Origin of the sequence: Pseudomonas sp. JR33AA (assembly GCF_021378985.1) — a bacterium.
Classification (GTDB): domain Bacteria; phylum Pseudomonadota; class Gammaproteobacteria; order Pseudomonadales; family Pseudomonadaceae; genus Aquipseudomonas; species Aquipseudomonas alloputida.
The window spans coordinates 84,626-104,763 of the sequence record NZ_JAJSAW010000002.1 but is presented as its reverse complement, the minus strand read 5'-3'; the positions used below and the strand labels follow the sequence as shown (position 1 = coordinate 104,763).

Genomic DNA, 20,138 nt, shown 5'->3' with positions numbered 1-20,138 from the left:
ATATGACGAAGTCGGAGCTGATCGAACGTATTGTCACCCATCAGGGGCTGCTCTCGTCCAAGGACGTGGAGCTGGCCATCAAGACCATGCTTGAACAGATGTCGCAATGCCTGGCTACCGGCGATCGCATCGAGATCCGCGGTTTTGGCAGCTTCTCGCTGCACTATCGCGCCCCCCGCGTGGGCCGTAACCCAAAGACCGGCCAATCGGTCAGCCTTGAAGGCAAGTTCGTGCCGCACTTCAAGCCCGGCAAAGAGCTGCGTGATCGGGTCAATGAAGAAGACGAGGCTGAAGCCTGATCTACCAAGGAGAGAATTCTGATGCGTAACCTCAAGCGCGCCCTGGCGGCTGTGTTCGTGCTGCTGTTGGCGGCTGTGGTGCTGTTCTTCGTGCTGGAGAACCAGCAAGCCGTGTCATTGGTCCTGTTCGGTTGGGCTGCACCCGCCATGCCGGTTGCTGTCCTGGTATTGGCTGCCTTGGTCATTGGCCTGGCAGTCGGGCCGTTGCTGGGGGCCTACGGCGTGCAGCGCAGCAAGCGCAAGATCAGGGCTTCTGCCCGTCAGGCGGCACTGAACGGCAACTAAGGAAATATCCTACACCTTCTAAAGAAAGGTTCGCCTATGCTTGCGTCGGCCGTCATGGAGTAATAGTCCACTTCATTTTCGGTCCAGGCGAGTGTGCGCAGCATGGAATATCCCAGCCTTTCCCATCACGGTGGTACCCGCGGTGTCACCGGGTCCTGTCACCAACTGCACCTCGGCCCATCCACCAGTTTGCTGGTCGATTGCGGGCTGGAACAGGGGGCTGATGCGCCGCCCGGCGCAGAATCCGCCCCCCTCGGTTTTGATATCCAAGGCATTCAGGCCCTGGTCATCACCCATGTCCATCTCGACCATGTTGGGCGCATCCCTGCGCTGCTGGCAGCGGGTTACCGTGGTCCTATCCTGTGCAGCGAGCCCTCGGCCCGGCTGCTGCCGCTGGTACTGGAAGACGCCTACAAGCTGAGCATCAGCAGCGAGCCTGCGCAGGTGGCGCGCTATCTCGATTTCCTCCGTGACCTTATCGTGCCGCTGCCCTTCGAGCAGTGGCACACGGTGCTCGAGCGCCCTGGTCTTGCCTGCCGTATTCGTCTGCAGCGTGCAGGGCATCTGCTGGGTTCCGCTTATGTCGAGTGCGATATGCAGCATGAGCAAACCAACAGCCGTTACGTGTTCTCTGGCGATCTGGGCGCTTGTGGCAACCCGCTGCTGCGCCCGGTGCAGCCCCCGGAGCGTGCTGACGTACTGGTGCTGGAAAGTACCTACGGCGACCGCCTGCACCCACAGGCAGGCGACCGCCGTCAGCGGCTGGAAGACGCCATCGACCGTGCCCTCGCCGACAAGGGCACCCTCCTGATTCCTGCATTCAGTCTTGGCCGTACCCAGGAGCTGCTGTACGAGCTGGAAGACATTCTGCACCGCAAGGCCCTGCTGAATACCATCGGTCCGGCCCCGGACGGGGAGCCGATCGACTGGTCACAGTTGCCCATCATCCTCGATTCGCCGTTGGCGCAGCGCATCACCGGTGTGTACCGGGAGCTACACGAATACTGGAATGCAGAAGCCAGGGCGCGTGTTGCAGCAGGGCGCGATCCACTCGGCTTCAGCCAACTGATCAGCGTGGACACCCATGCCCGCCACCAGCAGGTGGTCAACTACCTCAAGAGCACAGGGCGCCCTGCGATCGTGATCGCCGGCAACGGCATGTGTTCGGGTGGGCGCATCGTCAATTACCTCAAGGCCATGCTGGGGGATCCGCGGCATGAGGTGATGTTTGTGGGGTATCAGGCCAAGGGGACGCCGGGGGCGGTGATACAGGCTAGCGAAGGAGCGCAAGGCTTTGTGCAGGTTGATCTGGATGGGCGGATGTATGCGGTACGGCTTAAGGTCATGAATTTTGCTGGCTTTGCAGGGCATGCAGATCAGCTTGGGCTCGTGCGCTTCGCTTTGCAGGGGCAGTCACCTGCAGGACGAGTATTACTTGTACATGGTGAGGCAAGGGCCAAGCGGCAACTACTACAGGCAATGCGCAACAGCGCTGTTGCTTCGAGCGTCACATTGGAAGTTGGTATACCAAAATAGAAGAACAGACCAATGACATTTTTCCGGAACTTTTCGAGCCAAGCGATCTCTACTTCAACCCTAAACGAACGCTCTGAAAACGGGTTACCAGATTTTATATTGATTGTATAGTCAAAAAGCAAAGCTATTCAATTGATATCTATTCGCATCTATGGAGGTGGATTGCCGTCACTCTTGCTATTGCTTTCGTATGGGATATCCTAGCGCTGAAGAGCCTGCTGGTATGAGGAGTGCCTCGAGCAGCACTCTTTGGGTAGTGAATTTCCCCCCTCTGCGGATGCTGTTCGACCCCGTTGTATTTATTTACCCCTCGTTTGTTGGTTGTTGGCTAGGCGGTTGGGCAGGGGCGAATGCAGCAGTGCAAGTGAAGACTAGGAAAACATTGAATGGCTAGCGAGCAATACCGTGGTGGCGAGGAAGTTGATCTAAGCGAGCTATTCAAAAGCTTGTTGGAACAAAAGTTTTTAATATTCGGGCTAACGATCGTTTTGTTGCTGTTGGCAGTATTTTACGCTTTTACTCGCCAGCCTATCTATCAGGCTGATCTTGCAATCGTAGCGCCTTCTCATAACGATATTTCTGCCATTAATTATGGCCGCGGTGAAGCAACTGGCCTGCCGTTGATTTCTGTTAGGGAAGTATACGATTTATATGCGCGATTGCTTTATTCGGAAAATGCGCGACGCCAGGTGTTTGAAGAAGTCTATCTCCCCTCGCTTCCTGAAAGCGAGAGAACGATGTCCCAGAATGTGATGTTCAAACAATTTTCTCGCTCGTTTGTAATCAGCAAAGCGGGTGATGATGCGGCTGCACGCTATGTGATCAGCGTCTCTTATTCTGACCCAGCGGTAGCGGTGAAGTGGGCAGATACATTGGCAGATACCGCCGCTGAAATGACCAAGAACGAGTTGGTGAAGAATGCCGTTTCAGATGCTTCCTTGCGTGCCGTCATGTTGGATAGAGAAATCTCCGGCAAACGTGAGGTGGCGCGTAAGGAGAGGGAAGATCGGCTGAGTAAGTTGAAAGAGGCGCTGTCAATTGCCTTGGCTGTGGGCTTAAAGAAGCCTCCTATTATTACGGGGAGTGCCTCGGAGTTATCGGCGCGAATGGATGGGGATCTTGCATATATGCGTGGTAGTGATGCTATTCATGCCGAAATAGATAATATGGAGAAGCGTAACTCGGATGACCCGTATATTGATAACTTGCGTCAGCTTGAAGAGCGTATGGCATTTTATCGGAATTTTAAGGTGAACGGGGATGCTTTTCGTGTTTATCAGCGAGATGGGGTGCTTGCGGTGCCTGATCAGCCCGTTAAGCCAAGGAAATTGTTGATTATATTGGGCGGGCTCGTGCTGGGGTTAGGTCTGGGAATATTCATTGCGCTGTTTCGGTTTTTCGTGCGTGGAAAGAAAGAGCGATTTGCGTAACGAATGGCTTGGCTCAGGTGCTGGCTGATGTGGTAAAAGGGGCGTAAATTGAACTTGAGTCAGGTTAAAATACTTTATAAAAACAACCTGAAAGTGGTTAGTAATTACCTGCATATGACGGCATTGCAGGTCATGAACTCTTTCTTTTATCTCCTCATCTATCCCTATGTTATTCATCGGCTTGGGGTGGAAAATTTTGGGCTGTATGTATTTGCATCCGGTGTTGCCATGTATTTCATGGTGCTTGTGAATTTTGGCTTCGATATTCATGCAGCAAAGCTAGTATCGCTTGAGCAAGATAACAAGCTCGGGCATGGCAGCCTGATGGCTCGCGTGTTGTTGGCCAAAAGCTGGTTAGTCTGTGTCGCCACGGCAATATTCTTGCTGTTGATGATGGTTTTCGAATTTATGCGTGAGCATTGGCAGGTGTTTGTCATGGCCTATGCCAATGTATTGTCCAGTGTGCTTCTGCCGCAGTGGTACTTCCATGGTATGCAGAAGATGAAGGTTTTAACGACTATTCAGCTTGTATTGAAGCTGTTGTCATTGCCGTTAATCTTTCTGCTAGTTACCCAAGAAGGGGACGTAGTGTTCTACACTGCGATTACTGTCGGGGTCAACATACTTGCCAGCCTGCTGGCATTTCTAGTTGCAAGTCGGGGGTGTGAGCGCCCTGTGTTTCCGGCGGGTAAGGAGGTAACGGCATTGTTGTTGGAAGTGCAGCCGTTTTTCTGGTCTACAGCGGCCAACACATTTAAGCAGAAAAGTATTGAAATTATTATTGGTAGTCTCTTCGGTATGCGAGAGGTTGCGATCTATGACCTTGCGAACAAGATTTTTTCGGTGCCGAGCCTGTTGGCGTCAAATATTAATGCGGCATTGTTCCCTGCTCTGATTCGCAGTGCACGACGTGAATTGATTAGCAAGATCATAAAGATTGAGCTCGGCGTCGGCCTGCTGTGCATCTTGTCGGTTGTGGTTGGTGGGTATTGGGTGGTGGCGTTTATTGCGCCGCCAGGCATGGAGCAGGCATATTACCTATCGATCCTGCTCAGCATCAGTATCTTGACCTACCTCATTGTCGGTAGTCATATTTATTTTATCTATGTGCCAAACCAGTGTTATAGTCTAGTGCTAAAAAATCAGATCGTTTCGATCATCTCATTCTATTGCTTTTGTGCGTTTTACTTGAGCGTCCATTGGGATATAAGTTCTGTTGTGCTCGGTTTGGTGAGCTCAGCCATGCTTGAAATTGCATACAGCTACAGTCTCGTAAAAAAAGTGCCTGAATATCAATAGGTTGTCTGGATTTGACGCCCGGTCAAGAAGTGAAAGGTAGGCGATTTTATGGAAAGATTCGACGTTCCGGTGGCTTTGTTCTTGTTCAAGCGCATCGACAAACCCCTGGAAATAATCAAGCAGCTTGCCAAAATCGCTCCTGCGCGTCTTTACCTGCTCTCTGATGGTGGGCGAACCGACGACGAGCGGACTCAGGTATCTGAGTGTCGTGACGCGATTGAGCGCGCCATTACCTGGGAGTGCGAAGTCGTAAAAAAATATGAGCCTCAGAACGTAGGTGTTTACGAAAATATTGCTGGCGGCGCAAAGTGGGTGCTGCAGCGAGAGCCGTTTGCCATTTTTTTGGAAGACGATAATTTTCCGGAGATTACCTTTTTTCAGTTCTGCAAAGAGCTATTAAAAAGATACGAGAGCGATACTCGGGTCTTGTGGATTTGCGGTACGAACTATCTAAAGACGTATGCGCCGCAAGATGGTTCCAGTTATGTATTTACCAAGAACATGATGCCATGTGGTTGGGCGTCATGGGCGAGTAAGTTCATACCCTTCTATGACGGTGAGCTTGCCCTGTGGCAAGACCCCTATGTGCGTGATCGTATTCGTAAGGAATATGCATACGAGAAACTCTACTATCAGGATCGGTACAATGTCGAGTATGAATTGGATGCCAAGTCCAAGACTGGACGGTTCTATTCGTGGGACTACCAAATGAGTTTTTCCATTCGTGCCCATAATTTGTACGGCATTGTGCCGATGTACAATCAGATTACCAATATTGGAGTAGACAATCATTCGACGCACGGTGGCACATCAATGGAGGATGTAATGACCGAGCGATTCTGCGGTTTGCCAACACGGCCTCTGGAATTTCCGTTAAAGCACCCGAAGACGTTGTTGATTGACGATGCCTTTGAGGTTGCTGTTGCCAAAATTATCCTCCATCCGAAGTTTTTTTCCGCAAAATCAAGACTTTCTCGGGTGGTTCGGAAAATGCTTGGTATACGTAAGACAGAAAGTATTCTGGGTTACTTAAAGAGCAAGTTTGCCTGAGCCATGGCGACGATACAGAGCAGGTATCTCTCGATTATTTTGTCCGTCCCAGTGTTCCTGCTGATGTGGGCGCTGTACGGGTGGAATACCTGGAATGGTGATCGTGACGGTTATGAGCTATATTATAATACGCGTGTTACCCTGGCCAGTTGGGGTAAGGAAGTTGGATATGGCTATCTCAATATACTAGCTAAGCAGGCGGGCATATCATTTGGCGAGTTCCAGGTTGCCCTTTCACTTGTGACGCTGCTGCTTGTATATCGCTACATCCTGAAAAAAGCTATTGCACCCGTGGCATCAATGCTGGCTTATTTCGTTTGCTTCTTCGCGTTAGATTTTGTATTGATGCGAAATTTTCTAGCGTTTGCCATATGTTTACAGGCGATGTTGTACTTGTATGAAGGTGGCTGGCGGGGCCGCCTCGCCTACGCGTTGCTAATTTTGCTGGCGACCAGTATCCATCAGTCATCGCTTGTTTACATGGTATTCGTCGTAGTGCCTCTTGGGCGGGTGCTACCGTTGGCTCGTCTTATTTCGTTCTACTGCATTTTTATATCTGCTTACGTGATGGTTCGTTATTTTGTAACGCTTCCAGATTCGATAGCTGCGCACTTCAGTTATTACGCTACTTCATTGAAAAGTTCGATTTTCAATTCGGCTGTTCATTTGCTTTCGGTGTTGGCTTTGCTGGTGGTTGCGCTGGCGGAGCGGAAATATTTGTTGCGTGGTATGGCGGCTGACGAGCGTGATAAAGAGTTAATTTTCATTTGTAATGTCAACTGTTTGTCACTGCTTTTTATTCCGCTGTATTTTGAATCTGAAATTTTTATTAGGTTGCTTCGTTTTGTGCTTTTCTTCAATTTATTACATTGTGTTAATGCGTTGTTTGTGTGGAGGAGAAGTTATTTTCCTGTCTTGTGTTACTTGTCGTTCTTGATGCTCTACCTCATCTTGTTTTTTTTGGTGCCCGTGGCTGAATATTCGGTGATACCGCTGTTCAAGAATAATGCACTGTTGGGGCTGGGATAATGGGGCGCATATAGTGGAGCAGATTCTGGTGCATGCAAGGGTCGACGTTCAGGTTGAGGCGAATTTATGAGAGTAGTGTTTCTGGGGGGCGTGTTCACAGATGCTGACCGTGAAGCAATTGTCAGCTATTCACTGGGTAGCATTCAGTTTGCGGCGGACACACTGCAGAAAAACTATATCCGTGGTTTCAGCGAGAGCCCTGAGATTAGCGGGATAACGGTGGTCAATCTTCCGTTTATAGGTGCGTACCCGCGAAGGTATAAGGAAATGTTCTATTCGCCCGCAGTTGCGCTAGAACAGATGAATGGAGCCACCGTCAAAAATAAGTCCTTTTTCAATCTGACGATCATCAAGAACCTGCACAAGGTGATGGTTGCCTATCGTGGCATACAAGACAGCCTGCCAAAAGGCGGAGGGGAGCGCACGTTACTGGTCTGTTATTCGATGCATCTCCCGTTTCTTGTTGCGTGCAGGTTGATCCGTGCAATGCGTAGAGATGTGGATTTTTGCGTGATTGTACCGGACCTTCCAGAGTATATGGCAGCTCGCTCCGGCCTGACTAAACTTGTCTTTCAGGGTTTGGCGCGCATTTCATACCGAATTGTCAATGGGGCCGACAGTGTCGTCGCGATCACTGATGCGATGCTTGACGTATTTTCTCCAAAACTCAAAAAGGTTGTTGTTGAAGGTATAGCAGACAGTGATTATGTCAGCCGCCCGACTTCGTCCGTGCGCAAGCCCTATTTCTTGTATAGCGGCACCTTGGACAGGCGATATGGAATTCGCAAGTTGGTGGACGCATTCCTCGCATCCAATGTTGATAATTATGAGCTTTATATTTGTGGGGATGGCGATGATCGTGCCAATGTGGAAAGCGTTTCCGCAGCCAATTGTAGAGTAAAGTACCTGGGGCAGTTGGACAGAAACGCTGTTCTGAAGTTGCAGCGGGAAGCGACGTTGCTAATTAACCCGCGTGATAATGAGTCGGCGTTTACTAAGTACTCGTTTCCATCGAAGATAATTGAGTACATGTCTTCGGGTGTGCCGGTCATGATGTATGCGCTTGACGGTATACCTAAAGAATATTATCGTTTTTGCTACCTGGTTCCACCCGGCCCAGAGGGGCTGAAAGAGATGATAGCCAAGGTGGCCTCGCTCGATGCCGATGAGCTCAGCGAAATGGGGTTGTTGGCAAAAAAATTTGTTGCAGATCATAAAATGCCCAGTGCTCAGATCGCCAAGGTGCTGGAAGCCATAAAAGGGAAAACCTATGTTTGAAGGCAAGAAGTTACTCATCACCGGCGGAACCGGATCGTTTGGCAATGCCGTTCTCAAGCGCTTTCTGGATACTGAGATTGCAGAAATCCGCATTTTCAGTCGAGACGAGAAGAAACAAGATGACATGCGCAAGCGATATGGCAGCTCTAAGCTGAAGTTTTATATCGGGGATGTGCGTGATTATCAGAGCCTTTTGAACGCGACACGAGGTGTTGATTACATCTTTCATGCGGCCGCGCTGAAGCAGGTTCCATCCTGCGAGTTTCACCCCATGGAGGCGGTCAAAACCAATGTGATTGGTACCGAAAACCTTCTGGAAGCAGCTATCCAGAACGAAGTACGTCGGGTTGTTTGCCTGAGTACTGACAAGGCGGTTTACCCGATCAACGCCATGGGTATTTCCAAGGCGATGATGGAAAAGGTGATGGTTGCAAAATCACGTAACGTCGATGAGAAAAAAACCGTGATTTGCGGCACGCGCTACGGCAATGTGATGGCTTCTCGCGGTTCGGTCATCCCGCTGTTCATCGAGCAGATTCGTGCCGGGCAGGCGTTGACACTGACTGACCCTAACATGACGCGATTCATGATGACCTTGTCCGATGCCGTCGACCTGGTGCTGTATGCCTTTGAGCACGGTAACAACGGCGACTTGTTTGTGCAGAAAGCGCCTGCAGCAACCATCGAAGTGCTGGCCAAGGCGCTGACCGAATTGGTTGGCAAGCCGCAGCACCCGATCAATGTGATCGGTACCCGTCATGGCGAAAAACTCTACGAAGCCCTGCTGAGCCGGGAAGAGCTGGTATGTGCCGAGGACATGGGGGATTACTACCGTGTGCCGCCAGATCTGCGTGACTTGAACTATGCGAAGTTTGTAGAAGAGGGCGAGACCCGTCTCTCAATTACCGAGGACTATAACTCCCACAACACCCAGCGCCTTGATGTTGCCGGGATGCAGCAGCTGCTGCGCAAACTGGACTTTATTCGCGCCATCGAACGCGGCGAGCATGCCACCCCGGAGGAGTGAAGCGATGAAAGTACTGGTCACAGGGGCAAATGGATTCGTAGGGCGCAACCTGCTGGTGCACCTTGGCGAGCGCAAGGATATCGAGGTAGTGCTTTTCACTCGGGAGCATGCCCTTGAGTCGCTGCCCGAAAAGGTTCGTGATGTGGACTTTGTATTCCATCTGGCGGGAATAAACCGGCCTAAAGACCCCGAGGAGTTCAAGGTTGGCAATGCTGACCTGACCTTGGAACTGTGCCGGGCTATCAAGGGAACTGGGCGGCAGATTCCTGTCCTCTATACTTCGTCGAGCCAGGCTGAACTGGATAACGCCTACGGTGCCAGCAAGCGTGGCGCGGAAGAGGCTCTGTCCGAGTTACAGTCGCAGCATGGCTCGGCCGTGCATCTGTTCCGCCTGCCTAACGTATTTGGCAAGTGGGCACGGCCGAACTATAACTCGGCTGTGGCAACGTTTTGCCACAACATCGTGCATGGCTTGGACATCACCATCAATGACCCTCATGCGCTTATCAATCTCGTTTACATCGATGATGTAATCAAAGCATTTGTCCAGGTGCTAGATGGAGAGAAGTCCGGCACGCCTTTTGCTGAAGTAGAGCCGCAGTACAGCATCACGGTGGGGGAACTGGCAGACCTGCTACGTACCTTCCGCGACAGCCGTGAGAGCATGGTCACGGAGGCAGTGGGTACCGGCTTGATACGAGCCCTTTATTCGACCTACCTGAGCTACGTCCCCCCCGAGAGTTTCACCTATAAGGTGCCCAAGCATGGCGACCCGCGAGGCGTGTTTGTCGAAATGCTAAAAACCAAGGACAGTGGCCAGTTTTCCTACTTCACCGCGCACCCGGGCATCACCCGAGGCGGCCATTACCACCACACAAAGACAGAAAAGTTTTTGGTGATCAAAGGTAAGGCGTGTTTTCGCTTCCGTCATGTGGTGTCAGGGGCGTTCCACGAACTGTTCACCTCTGGCGAAGAGCCGGAGATTGTCGAGACTGTCCCGGGCTGGACCCACGACATCACCAACGTCGGTGATGACGAGATGATCGTCATGCTTTGGGCCAACGAAATTTTCGACCGTGAGAACCCTGATACCTACGCTCGGCCAGTAGGCACCGAAGCCTGAACGGGCCCGAGAGGATGAACTGATGAAAAAACTGAAAGTTGTCACTGTTGTTGGCACCCGCCCGGAGATCATCCGGCTATCGCGGGTGATTGCGCGTCTGGATGAATACTGCGAGCACATTCTGGTTCACACCGGCCAGAACTATGACTACGAGCTTAATGAGATCTTCTTCCAGGACTTGGGCATCCGCAAACCTGATCATTTCCTGAACGCTGCAGGCGCGAGTGGGGCTGAAACCATCGGTAATGTGATCATCGCGGTGGACAAAGTGCTGGCCGAGGTCAAGCCGGAGGCCTTGTTGGTCCTGGGTGACACCAACAGCTGCATGGCGGTGTTGCCCGCCAAGCGCCGGAAGATCCCGACCTTTCACATGGAGGCGGGTAACCGGTGCTTCGACATGCGTGTTCCGGAAGAAATCAACCGCCGCATCGTTGATCATACCGCTGATATAAATCTCACCTACAGCACCATCGCCCGTGATTACTTGCTACGCGAAGGTCTTCCAGCCGATCAGATCGTCAAAACCGGCAGCCCTATGTTCGAAGTGCTTGAGCACTATCGCAAAGGTATCGAGGCGTCGGACGTTCTGCAACGCCTAGGATTAGAGCCGGGTAAGTTCTTTGTCGTGAGCGCTCACCGCGAAGAGAACATCGATTCCGACAAGAATTTCCTTAAGCTGGTGGATGTACTTAATACAGTGGCAGCAGAGTATGCACTGCCGGTAATCGTCTCTACCCACCCGCGCACGCAGAAACGAGTTGATGCTATGGGTATCAACTTCCACGCCAACGTGCGTTTGCTGAAACCACTAGGGTTCAAGGATTACAACAAGCTGCAGTCCGAAGCCCGCGCCGTGCTTTCTGACAGTGGCACGATCAACGAGGAAGCCTCTATTCTAAACTTCCCCGCATTGAACATTCGCGAAGCGCACGAACGGCCTGAAGGGATGGAAGAGGCTGCGGCGATGATGGTGGGTCTTGAGGTCGAGCGCGTACTGCAAGGCCTGGGCATCCTCGAACGGCAGGCGCGAGGCGCTATACGCGACCTGCGTCTGGTTTACGATTACAGCATGCCCAATGTTTCCGACAAGGTTGTGCGAATTTTGCACAGCTATACCGACTACGTGAATCGCGTGGTATGGAAGCGCTACTGAACCGGAAGCTATCGATGCCAGCTGAAAAAATGCGTGTACTGATTGTAACGCAGTACTTCTGGCCGGAGAACATGCGGATCAATGATATGGTCCGCGACTTCACTGCCAGGGGGCATGAAGTGACGGTACTGACCGGCCTCCCCAACTACCCAGAGGGGCGTGTTTTCCAAGACTATAAAACCAACCCAGAAGCCTATTCATTCTACGAGGGGGCGCAGGTTGTTCGTGTGCCGCTGGTACCCCGTGGCACACGTAGTGTGCAACTGGTGCTCAATTATCTGTCGTTCTGCGTGCTCGCATCTTTGATGGGGGCCTTTAAGTTGCGCGGGCGCAAGTTCGATGCTGTCTTCGTCTATGCCGTTTCTCCCATTCTTGCGGCGATACCAGCTGTCGTAATCGGGCGGTTGAAACGTGCACCGGTTTTTGTCTGGGTTCTCGACCTGTGGCCGGAGACATTGCGCGCGGTTAACGTCATCCACGACCAACGATTGCTGGGTTTGGTAGGCAAGGCGGTTTCGTGGATCTACAACCGCACTGATTATCTGCTGTTGCAGTCCCGTGGCTTTTTCGACAACGTGCGTCGGTATTGCACACGGAATATCGAGGACGACCGGTTGGTATACTTCCCCAGTTGGGCTGAAGACGACTTTTCGGCCTCGATGGACAAGCCCTGTACGCTCATAGCTCAGGACAACTCGGTATTTACGGTCGTTTTCGCTGGCAACATCGGTGAAGCGCAAGATTTTCCGGCTGTCCTTGACGCCGCGCAGGCGTTACGTGGTGAGGTTCCTGTTCGCTGGGTCATCGTCGGGGACGGTCGCATGAGCGTCTGGCTGGCCGAGGAGGTGCGCAATCGCGGTCTGGACAACGTGCATTTGTTGGGGCGCCATCCTCTTGATGCCATGCCGCCCCTATTTGCCCAAGCTGACGCCTTGTTGGTTTCCTTACGCACCAACGACGTGTTCGAGCAGACCATACCTGGCAAAGTGCAGGCCTATCTGGCTTCTGGTAGGCCGGTACTGGGCATGATTAATGGTGAGGCTGCTCGGGTCATCAACGAGTCTGGTGCAGGTTACGCCTGTGCATCTGGCGATGGCGAAGCGTTAGCAGCCATTACTCGAAAGATGGCCATGCTTGCACCTGAGCAGCGCCAGGCAATGGGGGATAGCGGTCGGCGTTTTTATGAACAGGAATTCGCTCGCCATGTGCTGCTGACACGTCTTGAGCAGTTGTTTGGCAGTGCCACCTTACGAAGGACAACCTGATGAACCACCGTGTATTTCTCACCGGAGCCAGTGGCTTCGTGGGCAGTGCCGTATTGCAAAGGCTGTTGGCCGACGGCATGCCCATCGTGGCTACGATTCGTGGCAACAGTTCTCCCCTACCGCCCGCGGTAGAGGCGGTGTCCTTCGATTCGTTTGAAGAAGCATGTCAATGGGGCCAAGCGCTGCTCGGCTGCGATACGGTGATTCATTGTGCAGCTCGTGTTCATGTGATGAATGATACCGAGGCCGACCCGCTTGCTGCATTTCGCAAGATCAACGTGCAGGGCACCATGAACCTTGCCCGGCAAGCAGTCGCAGCAGGAGTAAAACGCTTCGTTTTTGTCAGCTCGATCAAGGTCAATGGCGAGGAGACTGCACTCGGGCAGCCCTATACCGCGCACGACCGCCCACAACCTCAAGACCCATATGGTATCTCGAAGATGGAAGCGGAGGCCGAATTGTGGGCATTGGCGAAAGCGTCCGGGCTGGAAGTCGTAATCATACGGCCGGTGCTGGTGTATGGCCCTGGCGTCAAAGCAAACTTCCAGGCCATGATGCGTTGGTTGAGTAAGGGGGTGCCATTGCCGTTCGGGGCCATTGACAATCGACGTAGCCTGGTTGCACTCGACAATCTCGTTGACCTTATAACGACCTGCATTGACCACCCAGCGGCCGCAAACCAGGTTTTTCTGGTAAGTGACGGAGAGGACCTTTCCACCACTGCACTTCTTCGCCGTATGGCCCAAGCATTGGGCGCACCGGCGCGGTTGCTACCCGTACCAAGCTGGATACTCAGCGGTGGCGCCAAACTGTTGGGTCGGACGGCGCTTTCCAAAAGGCTATGTGGGTCATTGCAAGTGGATATCGAAAAAACGCGTAAGGTACTCGGTTGGCAACCTCCGGTGAGTGTCGATGCGGCGCTCAGGGCGACTGCCCAACATTTTCAGGAATCGTCGAACAAATGATGCTTTGGTGGCTTCTACCCGCGGTGCTGCTGTGCTCGTTAGCGATGACCGGCACATTGAGACGTTATGCTTTGGCCAAGAACATTATCGATGTCCCCAATGCCCGAAGCTCACATTCAGTCCCCACACCTCGTGGCGGTGGGGTGTCGATTGTCGTCGCTTTTCTGGCCGCGTTGGCAGTGATGGCATTCCAGCCTGAGGGGCAGACTGAAGCGTTGGTTGCACTGGGTGGCGCGGGGGCGTTGATCGCCGCGCTTGGTTTTATGGACGACCACGGGCATATCGCCGCTCGTTGGCGATTGCTGGGGCACTTTGCCGCGGCCATCTGGATTTTGTTCTGGATGGGCGGGTTGCCCGCACTGCAGGTGTTCGGTTGGTCGCTCGACCTTGGGTGGGCTGGTGCAGTATTGGCGGCGATATACCTGGTCTGGCTGCTCAACCTGTACAACTTCATGGATGGTATCGATGGCATTGCGAGTGTCGAGGCAATCACTGTTTGTCTGGGGGCCAGTCTGCTTTACTGGTTGAGTGGGCAGTGGAGTATGACGGCCCTGCCACTCTTGCTGGCTGCGGCAGTGTCGGGCTTTTTGTTCTGGAACTTCCCGCCCGCAAAAATCTTCATGGGTGATGCTGGCAGTGGTTTTCTTGGAATTATCCTGGGGGGGCTGTCCCTACAAGCAGCGTGGCTGTCTTCCCAGCTGTTCTGGTGCTGGCTGATCTTGTTGGGAGTCTTCATTGTTGACGCCAGCTATACGTTGGTTCGCCGTGTGTTGCGCGGAGACAAGGTTTATGAAGCTCATCGCAGTCATGCTTATCAGTTCGCATCTCGTCGTCACGGCAGGCACCTGCCAGTAACCTTGGCGGTCACCGCATTGAATCTGTTCTGGTTGCTGCCGATGGCGCTGTGCGTTTTGTTGTTGGGCCTAGACGGTGTCCTGGGGCTGATCGTCGCCTACATACCTCTGGCGCTGATTGCAGTCTATTACCGCGCGGGTAGCCTGGAATAGCTGTTGTACTGCAGAACTGTTGAAGAATCGGTTAATACAATCAAAAAAGAACGCTGGGAGCCTATGAACAAAGTACGCAAAAAACTGCTCGGGTTACCGCGTAGACAGAAGCGTCTGTTGCAGGTGCTGACAGATGTAGTGCTGGTATGGATTGCACTGTGGATGGCATTTGTGGTGCGTTTGGGCATAGACGACATGGCCAACCCCTTGATTGACCACACCTGGTTGTTCCTTTGCGCGCCTGTGGTCTCGATTCCTCTGTTTATCCGTTTTGGTTTGTACCGCGCCGTCATGCGCTATTTCGGCAATGACGCTCTGATTGCCATCATCAAGGCCGTTACGCTGTCCGCATTGCTTTTGGGGTTCATCATTTACTGGGCCAGCAACCACCAGAACGTCGTCCCGCGCTCAATCACCTTCAACTACTGGTGGCTTAGCCTGATCATGATCGGCGGGCTGCGCCTGGCCATGCGCCAGTACTTCCTGGGCGACTGGTTTGCCGCAGCCGCGCAACATGTACCGTTCGCCCAACGTGATGATGGCCTGCCCAGAGTCGCCATCTATGGTGCAGGTGCCGCCGGGAACCAGCTGGTCGCCGCCTTGCGCATGGACCGGGCCATGCGCCCTGTGGCATTCATCGATGACGATCCCAGCATCAGTGATCGCGTGATTGCAGGGCTGCAGGTTTACCGTCCAGAGCAACTTGAACAGATGATAAATGTGACAGGAGCCCAGGAGATTCTGCTGGCCATCCCGTCATCCACGCGTACCCGTCGGAGGGAGATTCTTAACTTCCTGGAAGGCTATCCGCTCCATGTTCGCAGTGTGCCAGGCATCATGGACCTGGCCAGCGGCCGGGTGAAAGTCGATGATATTCAGGAGGTCGACATTGGCGACTTGCTAGGGCGCGATACAGTGCCTGCTCAGGCTGACCTCCTGGAACGCTGCATCGCCGAGCAAACGGTGTTGGTGACCGGGGCTGGCGGTTCTATTGGTTCAGAGCTCTGTCGGCAGATTTTGGGGCAGGCGCCCAAATACTTGCTGCTTTTCGACCACAGCGAATTCAACCTCTACAGCATCCTCTCCGAGTTGGAGCAGCGCGTTGCCCGTGAATCCCTTACGGTCAGCCTGATACCCATCCTGGGCTCGGTGCGCAATCAGTCCCAGCTACTCGACATCATGCGCACCTGGCACGTCGACACTGTCTATCACGCAGCTGCCTATAAGCACGTGCCGATGGTGGAGCACAATATCACCGAAGGCCTGATGAATAATGTCATTGGCACACTGCACACTGCCCAGGCCGCGTTGCAGGCCGGGGTTGCCAACTTCGTGCTGATTTCCACCGACAAGGCCGTGCGCCCCACCAATGTGATGGGCAGCACCAAGCGTTTGGCCGAAATGACCCTGCAGGCGCTGAGCCGCGAGGTGGCGCCGGTGCTGTTTGGCGACAGCAGCAACGTTTCGCAGGTGAACAAGACCCGCTTCACCATGGTGCGCTTCGGTAACGTGCTGGGGTCATCGGGGTCGGTGATCCCACTGTTCCACAAGCAGATCAAGGCGGGCGGCCCGCTTACCGTCACCCACCCCAAGATCACCCGCTACTTCATGACCATTCCCGAGGCCGCGCAGCTGGTAATTCAGGCCGGCTCCATGGGCAAGGGGGGCGACGTGTTCGTGCTGGACATGGGCGAGCCGGTAAAAATAGTGGAACTGGCCGAGAAGATGATTCACCTGTCTGGCTTCAGTGTGCGCTCCGAGCGTAACCCGATGGGTGATATTGCCATCGAGTTCACCGGGTTGCGGCCGGGGGAGAAGCTGTATGAAGAGCTGCTGATCGGCGATAACGTCATTGCTACCCGTCACCCGATGATCATGAGTGCCAACGAAGACTTCCTGCCCTGGGATACGCTCAAGGAGTTCCTGCGCCAACTGATGGCGGCAGCGGCGGTTGATGACTTTGTGCGGGTACGGCAGTTGCTGCGCGAAACGGTGAGCGGCTATTCGCCGGAAGGCGAGATTGTCGACTGGATTTACCAGCAGCGGCGCCTGGAGCCCTGACCTTGCTTTGCAGGTAAACCCGCTTCGAAAGGGCCGCCGCGCGGCCCTTGTATCTCCGCCATTCCAGCCTGAATGTCACGTTGCCATCGTCTTCGCTCTCGAATCAACCGCCGACAGTCTAGAATCCTGAAAGTGGAAGAGCAGACCCTGACAACGGAAGCAGACAAACATGACCATTCTGGTAACCGGCGGTGCAGGCTTTATCGGGGCGAACTTCGTTTTGGACTGGCTGGCCGGCGATGACGAACCCGTGGTCAACCTGGACAAGCTCACCTACGCAGGTAACCTGCAGACCCTGAGCAGCCTGCAGGGCGACAAGCGCCATATCTTTGTGCACGGCGACATTGCCGACAGCCGGCTGGTCGCGGAATTACTGCATGCCCATCAGCCCCGCGCCATCATCAACTTTGCCGCCGAGTCTCACGTCGACCGCTCGATCCATGGCCCGCAAGCCTTTATCGAAACCAACGTCGTCGGCACGTTCCACCTGCTTGAAGCCGTGCGTGCATACTGGGGCGGTCTGAATGAACCGACGCGGCAGGCATTCCGCTTCCTGCACGTGTCTACCGACGAAGTGTATGGCTCGCTGGCTGCCGACGAAGCGGCCTTCACTGAAAACCACCAGTACCAGCCTAACAGCCCATACTCGGCCAGCAAGGCTGCCAGCGACCACTTGGTGCGTTCGTACTACCATACCTACGGCCTGCCGGTGCTGACGACCAATTGCTCCAACAATTACGGCCCCTACCACTTCCCGGAAAAGCTCATCCCGCTGATGATCGTCAACGCCCTGGCCGGCAAGCCGCTGCCGGTGTATGGCGATGGTCAGCAGATTCGCGACTGGTTGTACGTAAAGGACCACTGCAGCGCCATCCGCCGCGTACTGGAGGCCGGCAAAGCCGGTGAGGTTTACAACGTCGGCGGCTGGAATGAAAAGCCCAACCTGGAAATCGTCAACCGCGTATGCGCGCTGCTGGACGAGCTGCGCCCACGCGCCGACGGCAGGCCCTATGCCGAACAGATCACCTACGTAGGCGACCGTCCCGGCCACGACCGCCGTTATGCCATCGATGCCCGCAAGCTGGAGCAGGAGCTTGGCTGGAAGCCTGCGGAAACGTTCGAAACCGGCATCCGCAAAACCGTCGCTTGGTACCTCGATAACCAGGACTGGGTGCAGAACGTGCAGTCTGGCAGCTACCGTGACTGGGTAGAGAAAAACTACGCAGGGCGTCCTGCATGAAGGTGTTGCTGCTGGGCAAGGACGGTCAGGTAGGCTGGGAACTGCAGCGCAGCCTGGCACCTCTGGGGCAGTTGCTGGCGCTTAACGCTCGCAGCCAGGCGTACTGTGGCGACCTGGGCAACCTGCCGGGCCTAGCCGAAACTGTCCGTGTCTACGCGCCCGATGTCATCGTCAATGCGGCAGCCTACACTGCCGTGGACAAGGCCGAGAGTGACCGTGAGCAAGCCTTCAAGATAAACGCCGAAGCCGTTGGCGTGCTGGCCCGCGCTGCCGCCGACTGTGGCGCGCTACTGGTCCATTATTCCACCGACTATGTGTTCCCGGGGCAGGGCACCCGGCCCTGGCGCGAGGACGATGCCGTTGACCCACTGAATACCTACGGCGCCAGCAAGCTGGCCGGCGAGCAAGCAATCCAGGCTGCCGGTTGCCAGCACCTGATTTTCCGCACGTGCTGGGTGTATGCCGCACGCGGCAACAACTTCGCCAAAACCATGCTGCGCCTGGCTGCCGAGCGAGACAGCCTGGGCGTGATCGATGACCAGCACGGTGCCCCGACGGGCGCCGAACTGATCGCCGACGTCACCGCCCACGCCATTGTCGCCACCCGCAGCAACCCAGCCCTGGCTGGGCTGTACCACCTGGCCGCTGAAGGAGAAACCACCTGGTGCGGCTATGCCCGTTACGTACTGGAGCAAGCGGCGGTCCATGGCGTGCCGCTGAAAGCCCATGCCGAACACGTCACCCCATTGACCACAGAGGCCTACCCGACGCCGGCCATACGTCCGGCCAACTCGCGTCTTGATACCCATAAACTGCAGAAGGCCTTTGCCCTGACCCTGCCAGACTGGCGCCTGGGTGTGGCTCGCATGCTGACGGAAATCCACGAGAAAGGACCACTATGAAGCGTAAAGGCATCATTCTGGCAGGTGGGTCGGGTACCCGCCTGCACCCGGCGACCTTGGCAATTTCCAAGCAACTGCTGCCGGTGTACGACAAGCCGATGATCTATTACCCGCTTACCACACTGATGCTGGCGGGCATTCATGACATCCTGATCATCTCCACCCCGCAAGACACTCCGCGGTTCGAGCAACTGCTGGGCGATGGCCACCGCTGGGGCATCAACATTACCTACGCCGTGCAGCCATCCCCGGACGGCCTGGCCCAGGCGTTCCTGATAGGTGAGGACTTCATCGGCAACGCCCCCACCGCGCTGGTGCTGGGTGACAACATCTATTACGGCCACGACTTCCAGCAGTTGCTGCGCAGCGCGATGGAACGTCAAGGCAGCGCCAGCGTGTTCGCCTATCACGTGCAAGACCCTGAACGTTATGGCGTGGTCGAATTCGACGGGCAGGGTAGTGCGATCAGCCTGGAAGAGAAACCGGCCAAACCCAAGTCCAACTATGCCGTGACCGGGTTGTACTTCTACGACAACGACGTGATCGAGATTGCCAAGGGCATTCGGCCATCCGCGCGTGGTGAGCTGGAGATTACCGACGTGAACCGCGCATACCTGGAGCAGCACCGCTTGTCGGTGGAAATCATGGGGCGCGGGTATGCCTGGCTGGATACCGGGACGCATGACTCGTTGCTTGAGGCAAGCGGGTATATCGCGACGATTGAGCGGCGGCAAGGGCTGAAGGTGGCTTGTCCGGAAGAGGTGGCATTCCGGCAGGGGTGGATCGATGCCCAACAGTTGGAAACGCTGGCAGCACCGCTGGCCAAGAACGGTTATGGCCAGTATCTGCTGCGTTTGATTCAAGGCACGGTGTATTGAGGCATCAACCTTGGCGGGGGGGAACTGTCATTCCAGGGGCGGTTCAACTTGCAGAAGGGGAGGCTGTAGGCCAAGCTCCACCCGCCATTCACCGTCGCTGCCGCCATCGTATTCGCGGGTAAACCCGCTCCTACACGGATTGGTGGTGGCCACTCGTCGGTGGTTGGGCGCCGGCCGCCGTAGGAGCGGGTTTACCCGCGAAAGGGCCGGCCCTGCTGGCCAATTTCCCCCGGCCATTCACCGTTGCAGCCGCTACCGTATTCGCGGGTAAACCCGCTCCTACACCAATCCGTGAACCATCCCTCACCCCA

The 20,138-nt window shown here is 54.6% G+C and carries 18 protein-coding genes; all 18 read left to right on the top strand.

The genetic code is table 11. The features are described 5' to 3' along the window. Positions 1 to 2 precede the first annotated feature (2 nt). Positions 3 to 299, top strand: a complete 297-nt coding sequence (gene ihfB, locus LVS58_RS03775; protein WP_003252675.1) for an integration host factor subunit beta — start codon at positions 3 to 5, stop codon at positions 297 to 299. Between the two features lie 21 nt (positions 300 to 320). Continuing rightward, positions 321 to 584: a lipopolysaccharide assembly protein LapA domain-containing protein gene (locus tag LVS58_RS03770; protein WP_047595005.1), complete on the top strand. Its 264-nt coding sequence runs from the start codon at positions 321 to 323 to the stop codon at positions 582 to 584. 102 nt (positions 585 to 686) lie between these two features. After that, positions 687 to 2,120: an MBL fold metallo-hydrolase gene (locus LVS58_RS03765; protein ID WP_233689946.1), complete on the top strand. Its 1,434-nt coding sequence runs from the start codon at positions 687 to 689 to the stop codon at positions 2,118 to 2,120. A gap of 386 nt (positions 2,121 to 2,506) precedes the next feature. Beyond that, complete coding sequence (locus LVS58_RS03760) at positions 2,507 to 3,550, top strand: Wzz/FepE/Etk N-terminal domain-containing protein (protein WP_233689945.1); 1,044 nt, start codon at positions 2,507 to 2,509, stop codon at positions 3,548 to 3,550. Positions 3,551 to 3,598: 48 nt separating this feature from the next. Beyond that, positions 3,599 to 4,849, top strand: coding sequence for an oligosaccharide flippase family protein (locus LVS58_RS03755; RefSeq protein WP_233689944.1), 1,251 nt, complete (start codon positions 3,599 to 3,601; stop codon positions 4,847 to 4,849). Between the two features lie 48 nt (positions 4,850 to 4,897). Then, on the top strand, positions 4,898 to 5,899 hold the full coding sequence (locus LVS58_RS03750) for a glycosyltransferase family 2 protein (protein ID WP_233689943.1): 1,002 nt from the start codon (positions 4,898 to 4,900) through the stop codon (positions 5,897 to 5,899). A gap of 3 nt (positions 5,900 to 5,902) precedes the next feature. After that, on the top strand, positions 5,903 to 6,928 hold the full coding sequence (locus LVS58_RS03745; protein WP_233689942.1) for an EpsG family protein: 1,026 nt from the start codon (positions 5,903 to 5,905) through the stop codon (positions 6,926 to 6,928). A gap of 66 nt (positions 6,929 to 6,994) precedes the next feature. After that, complete coding sequence (locus LVS58_RS03740; protein ID WP_233689941.1) at positions 6,995 to 8,206, top strand: glycosyltransferase; 1,212 nt, start codon at positions 6,995 to 6,997, stop codon at positions 8,204 to 8,206. Then, positions 8,199 to 9,233, top strand: a complete 1,035-nt coding sequence (locus LVS58_RS03735; protein WP_233689940.1) for a polysaccharide biosynthesis protein — start codon at positions 8,199 to 8,201, stop codon at positions 9,231 to 9,233. The genes LVS58_RS03740 and LVS58_RS03735 overlap by 8 nt, the downstream gene beginning before the upstream one ends. Positions 9,234 to 9,237: 4 nt before the next feature. Beyond that, a complete protein-coding gene (gene wbjC, locus LVS58_RS03730; RefSeq protein WP_233689939.1) occupies positions 9,238 to 10,356 on the top strand; it encodes a UDP-2-acetamido-2,6-beta-L-arabino-hexul-4-ose reductase in 1,119 nt (372 codons plus the stop codon). A 22-nt stretch (positions 10,357 to 10,378) separates the two neighbouring features. Then, entirely contained in the window at positions 10,379 to 11,509 is a 1,131-nt protein-coding gene (gene wecB / locus LVS58_RS03725) for a non-hydrolyzing UDP-N-acetylglucosamine 2-epimerase (RefSeq protein ID WP_233689938.1), read from the top strand. A 14-nt stretch (positions 11,510 to 11,523) separates the two neighbouring features. Next, a complete protein-coding gene (locus LVS58_RS03720; protein WP_233689937.1) occupies positions 11,524 to 12,774 on the top strand; it encodes a glycosyltransferase family 4 protein in 1,251 nt (416 codons plus the stop codon). Then, positions 12,774 to 13,739, top strand: a complete 966-nt coding sequence (locus LVS58_RS03715) for a UDP-glucose 4-epimerase family protein (RefSeq protein WP_233689936.1) — start codon at positions 12,774 to 12,776, stop codon at positions 13,737 to 13,739. The genes LVS58_RS03720 and LVS58_RS03715 overlap by 1 nt, the downstream gene beginning before the upstream one ends. Continuing rightward, positions 13,736 to 14,746, top strand: a complete 1,011-nt coding sequence (locus tag LVS58_RS03710) for an MraY family glycosyltransferase (protein WP_233689935.1) — start codon at positions 13,736 to 13,738, stop codon at positions 14,744 to 14,746. The genes LVS58_RS03715 and LVS58_RS03710 overlap by 4 nt, the downstream gene beginning before the upstream one ends. Before the next feature lie 63 nt (positions 14,747 to 14,809). Beyond that, positions 14,810 to 16,807: a polysaccharide biosynthesis protein gene (locus LVS58_RS03705; protein ID WP_233689934.1), complete on the top strand. Its 1,998-nt coding sequence runs from the start codon at positions 14,810 to 14,812 to the stop codon at positions 16,805 to 16,807. 169 nt (positions 16,808 to 16,976) lie between these two features. Next, on the top strand, positions 16,977 to 18,047 hold the full coding sequence (gene rfbB, locus LVS58_RS03700; RefSeq protein ID WP_233689933.1) for a dTDP-glucose 4,6-dehydratase: 1,071 nt from the start codon (positions 16,977 to 16,979) through the stop codon (positions 18,045 to 18,047). Next, positions 18,044 to 18,949 (top strand): dTDP-4-dehydrorhamnose reductase, encoded by a 906-nt coding sequence (gene rfbD / locus LVS58_RS03695; RefSeq protein ID WP_233689932.1) that lies wholly within the window; start codon positions 18,044 to 18,046, stop codon positions 18,947 to 18,949. The genes rfbB and rfbD overlap by 4 nt, the downstream gene beginning before the upstream one ends. After that, a complete protein-coding gene (gene rfbA / locus LVS58_RS03690; RefSeq protein ID WP_233689931.1) occupies positions 18,946 to 19,827 on the top strand; it encodes a glucose-1-phosphate thymidylyltransferase RfbA in 882 nt (293 codons plus the stop codon). Before rfbD ends, rfbA begins: the two co-directional genes overlap by 4 nt. Positions 19,828 to 20,138: the final 311 nt, after the last annotated feature.